The organism is Pseudomonas sp. EL_65y_Pfl2_R95 (genome assembly GCF_963971045.1).
Classification (GTDB): Bacteria; Pseudomonadota; Gammaproteobacteria; order Pseudomonadales; family Pseudomonadaceae; genus Aquipseudomonas.
Genome location: NZ_CAXAOV010000012.1, coordinates 1 through 3377 on the forward strand (window position 1 = coordinate 1; position 3377 = coordinate 3377).

Genomic DNA, 3377 nt, shown 5'->3' on the forward strand with positions numbered 1-3377 from the left:
ACGGGTAAGCAGATCGTCTGCGCAGCGATGCGCAAACTGCTTTGCATCGCCTACGGCGTACTGAAATCCGGGAAACCGTTTGATCCTCATCTCGCTATTGCAAGGTGAGGTTCAAGACGGTATCTACCAGAGACCGCGTTTAGAGCTGGTGACGTAAGGGGCAACGCGCAGCTTGGCCGCCACGATTTAACGCTGAGGCCGCTTGGGCACCATGGTTGAGCGATCTATCTGGGTATTGATTGCGGATCACAATCGCTCGTTCAGAACGAATCAACTTGCACGCGAGTAGGCAATGCGGCGCCTCGCCGTTATCATGCGTGCCTTAATAGTTTACGAGTTCAACATGCAGCCATTATTGCGGCTACTTCAGGACGGCAGATTTCATTCAGGGGAGGCTTTAGGGGCTGCGCTGGGTATCAGTCGTTCGGCGGTATGGAAGCAGTTGCAGGGGCTCGAAGCAGAACTTGGATTATCCATACATAAAGTACGTGGGCGTGGTTACAAATTGCAGAATCCACTCATATTGCTTGACCCGCAGCGCCTGTCGGCGAGTCCGGCACTGAAGCAATGGCCAGTTTCAGTGTTGAAGTCTGTCGACTCAACCAATGCCGAGGTTATGCGCCTGTTGGCCGCCGGTAAGCAGGCGCCGTTTTTGCTGTTGGCTGAACAGCAAACGGCTGGACGCGGTCGTCGTGGGCGTACCTGGGTCAGCCCATTTGCTGAAAACCTGTATTACAGCTTGGTCATTCCTATTAATGGCGGGATGCGCCAAATTGAAGGGCTGAGTTTGGTTGTCGGTTTGGCACTGTTGAAAGCTATCGAGCAACTGGGTGTCACTAATGCTGGCTTGAAATGGCCAAACGACGTGTTAGTTGACGGCCAGAAGATCGCCGGCATCCTGCTGGAAATATCAGGCGATCCGGGTGATGAGTGCCACGTGGTCATTGGTGTTGGGGTTAACGCCAATATGCAGACGGTTGCTGCGGATAGCATTACACAGGCTTGGACGTCATTGTCGAGTGTCCTGGGGCGGGCAGTTGATCGTAACCAGTTAGTTGAGTTTTTTAGTTCGCACTTGCAGGCCTACCTTGATGTGCAGATGCGCGACGGTTTTGCTGCGCTGCAGGCGCAGTGGCAGGCCAATCATCTATGGCAGGGGCGAATGGCTGTTTTGACAGCGGGGCAGTCCCTGATAAAGGGTGAAATATTAGGCGTTGATACTACGGGCGCCATTCGCCTGCGGGTTGATGGTCAAGAACGCAGTTTCAGTGGTGGCGAGTTGAGCTTGAGGCTGAGCGATGATTCTTGAGCTTGATTGCGGTAATAGTTTTATAAAGTGGCGCGTGTTGGCAGGCGATGCAGTGCAGGTGGTAGCCGGCGGTGTGGTTGGCTCGGATGAGGAGCTAATGCTCGCACTCGAAGCGAAGTCGGTGCAGGTCGTTGCCTGTCGATTGGTCAGTGTGCGTACCGACGCTGAAACCGAGCTGCTGGTTGAGCGCATTAATCAGCGCTATGAGGTTGCGTGTGTCTGTGCGCAACCGGTTATTGAGCTTGCGGGTGTGCGCAATGGTTACGAAAACTATCAACAGTTAGGTCTTGATCGTTGGCTGGCCTTGGTGGGGGCATACTTGCAAGCAGGCAAGGCATGCCTTGTTCTTGATCTGGGGACTGCGGTTACAGCGGATTATGTGAGTGCCAGTGGTGAGCACCTTGGCGGTTTTATCTGTCCTGGTGTTCCGCTGATGCGCAATCAGTTGCGTACTCACACGCGGCGCATACGCTATGGCGATGATGTTGCTGAGCGTGCTCAGCAGCATAGCGGCCCAGGTCGGACAACTGCAGAAGCTGTGGAGCGAGGGTGTTCGCTGATGCTTCAGGGCTTTGTTGTGACACAGTTGGAGCTTGCGCGTAAATACTTGGGCGATGAATTTGTGGTATTCCTGACTGGGGGGGATGCTGCACTTGCAGTTGATATGGCGCCTGGCGCGGTGATAGCCCCCGATCTGGTATTCAAGGGGTTGGCTGCAGCCTGCCCGCTGTCCTGAGGTTCGCATGCGTTGGATTTTTCTATTGTTGGTGGTGCTTAACGCTTTCTACTATGTCTGGCACCAGCAGCAGGCGCCATTAAGGCCAAAAGAAGTTGCGCCAATGACGCAGCAGCAAAATACCAAGGGCGACATTCAGTTGCTCAGTGAAACGGATAATCAGCAGCGCCGTGCGCCAGTTGCTGAGGTGCCCGAAGATGATACCTGTCTCTACCTTGGCTCATTTGAGCAGCGCACTGAGGCGGAAGTGGTCGAGCAGCGCTTGATCAGTCTTGATATCAGCTCCGAGGTACGCACGGTTGATGATCAAGCCGGCATTGATTATTGGGTTTATATCCCGCCCTTGGGTTCGCGCTCTGCTTCGCTACGGCAACTCAAGGAATTGCAGGCGCGTAATATCGATAGCTATTTAATTTCCCAGGGTGACCTGGAAAACGGCATTTCTTTGGGGATATTTCCGCGTAAAGATTCTGCGCAAAGTGTAATTCAGCGTCTGCAAGATGTGGGTTATGAGTCATCTTTGCGTGAGTTGCCCCGTGCGCATCGCAGTTATTGGGTGCGGATAGCCCCGCAAAGCCGGCGCTTGGCCGACGATTCCCTGCTGGAAAAGCTCGCATTTGATTTTAATGGGCTAAAACATCAATTAATGCCGTGCGAAAGCATTGCATCCTCTGAATAGATTGCATAGAATGGCGCCCGCTTCGCAGGGTGGCCTTAAACAGCAACTCAGCAAAGTTACTGTCAAATGCTCTAAGCTCAGGTTTTTATTGAGAAATTGCTTGACAGTAGGGTGGCTTCTCTTGAGAATGCCGCTTCCTTTTGGAGGGATTCCCGAGCGGCCAAAGGGATCAGACTGTAAATCTGACGTCTACGACTTCGAAGGTTCGAATCCTTCTCCCTCCACCAGATTTAGCGTTAATTGCAAGTTGAGCGGGTGTAGTTTAGTGGTAGAACCTTAGCCTTCCAAGCTAATGATGCGGGTTCGATTCCCGCCACCCGCTCCAAGTTTGCAGTATTCGCGACACGATACGCTCATGTAGCTCAGTTGGTAGAGCACACCCTTGGTAAGGGTGAGGTCAGCGGTTCAAATCCGCTCATGAGCTCCATTTAATAAAGGCAGATATGTGAGTATCTGCCTTTATTTTAATGGTGGTAAGGCTTCTGCAATTCTTCGCTTGGAGACGGTCGAGATGGCTAAAGAAAAATTTGAACGTAAAAAACCACACGTAAACGTTGGCACAATCGGCCACGTTGACCATGGTAAAACTACCCTGACTGCAGCACTGACTCGCGTTTGTGCCGAAGCATGGGGCGGTTCCGCTCGTGATTTCT

The 3377-nt window shown here is 52.6% G+C and carries 4 protein-coding genes, 3 tRNA genes and 1 pseudogene; all 8 read left to right on the forward strand.

Going from position 1 to position 3377, the window contains the following annotated elements:
- A pseudogene (locus tag AACY09_RS21905) lies at positions 1-108 on the forward strand (IS110 family transposase); the annotation flags it as partial.
- 235 nt (positions 109-343) lie between these two features.
- Entirely contained in the window at positions 344-1309 is a 966-nt protein-coding gene (gene birA / locus AACY09_RS21910) for a bifunctional biotin--[acetyl-CoA-carboxylase] ligase/biotin operon repressor BirA (RefSeq protein WP_339491032.1), read from the forward strand.
- On the forward strand, positions 1299-2045 hold the full coding sequence (locus tag AACY09_RS21915) for a pantothenate kinase (RefSeq protein WP_339491033.1): 747 nt from the start codon (positions 1299-1301) through the stop codon (positions 2043-2045). The genes birA and AACY09_RS21915 overlap by 11 nt, the downstream gene beginning before the upstream one ends.
- A gap of 7 nt (positions 2046-2052) precedes the next feature.
- Positions 2053-2724 carry an SPOR domain-containing protein gene (locus tag AACY09_RS21920; RefSeq protein ID WP_339491034.1) on the forward strand — a complete coding sequence of 224 codons (672 nt, stop codon included), beginning with the start codon at positions 2053-2055 and terminating at the stop codon, positions 2722-2724.
- Between the two features lie 142 nt (positions 2725-2866).
- Positions 2867-2951, forward strand: a tRNA-Tyr gene (locus AACY09_RS21925).
- A 24-nt stretch (positions 2952-2975) separates the two neighbouring features.
- A tRNA-Gly gene (locus tag AACY09_RS21930) sits at positions 2976-3049 on the forward strand.
- A gap of 26 nt (positions 3050-3075) precedes the next feature.
- Positions 3076-3151, forward strand: a tRNA-Thr gene (locus AACY09_RS21935).
- An 84-nt stretch (positions 3152-3235) separates the two neighbouring features.
- A partial coding sequence (locus AACY09_RS21940) for a GTP-binding protein (RefSeq protein ID WP_339491031.1) occupies positions 3236-3377 on the forward strand: 142 nt, incomplete at its 3' end.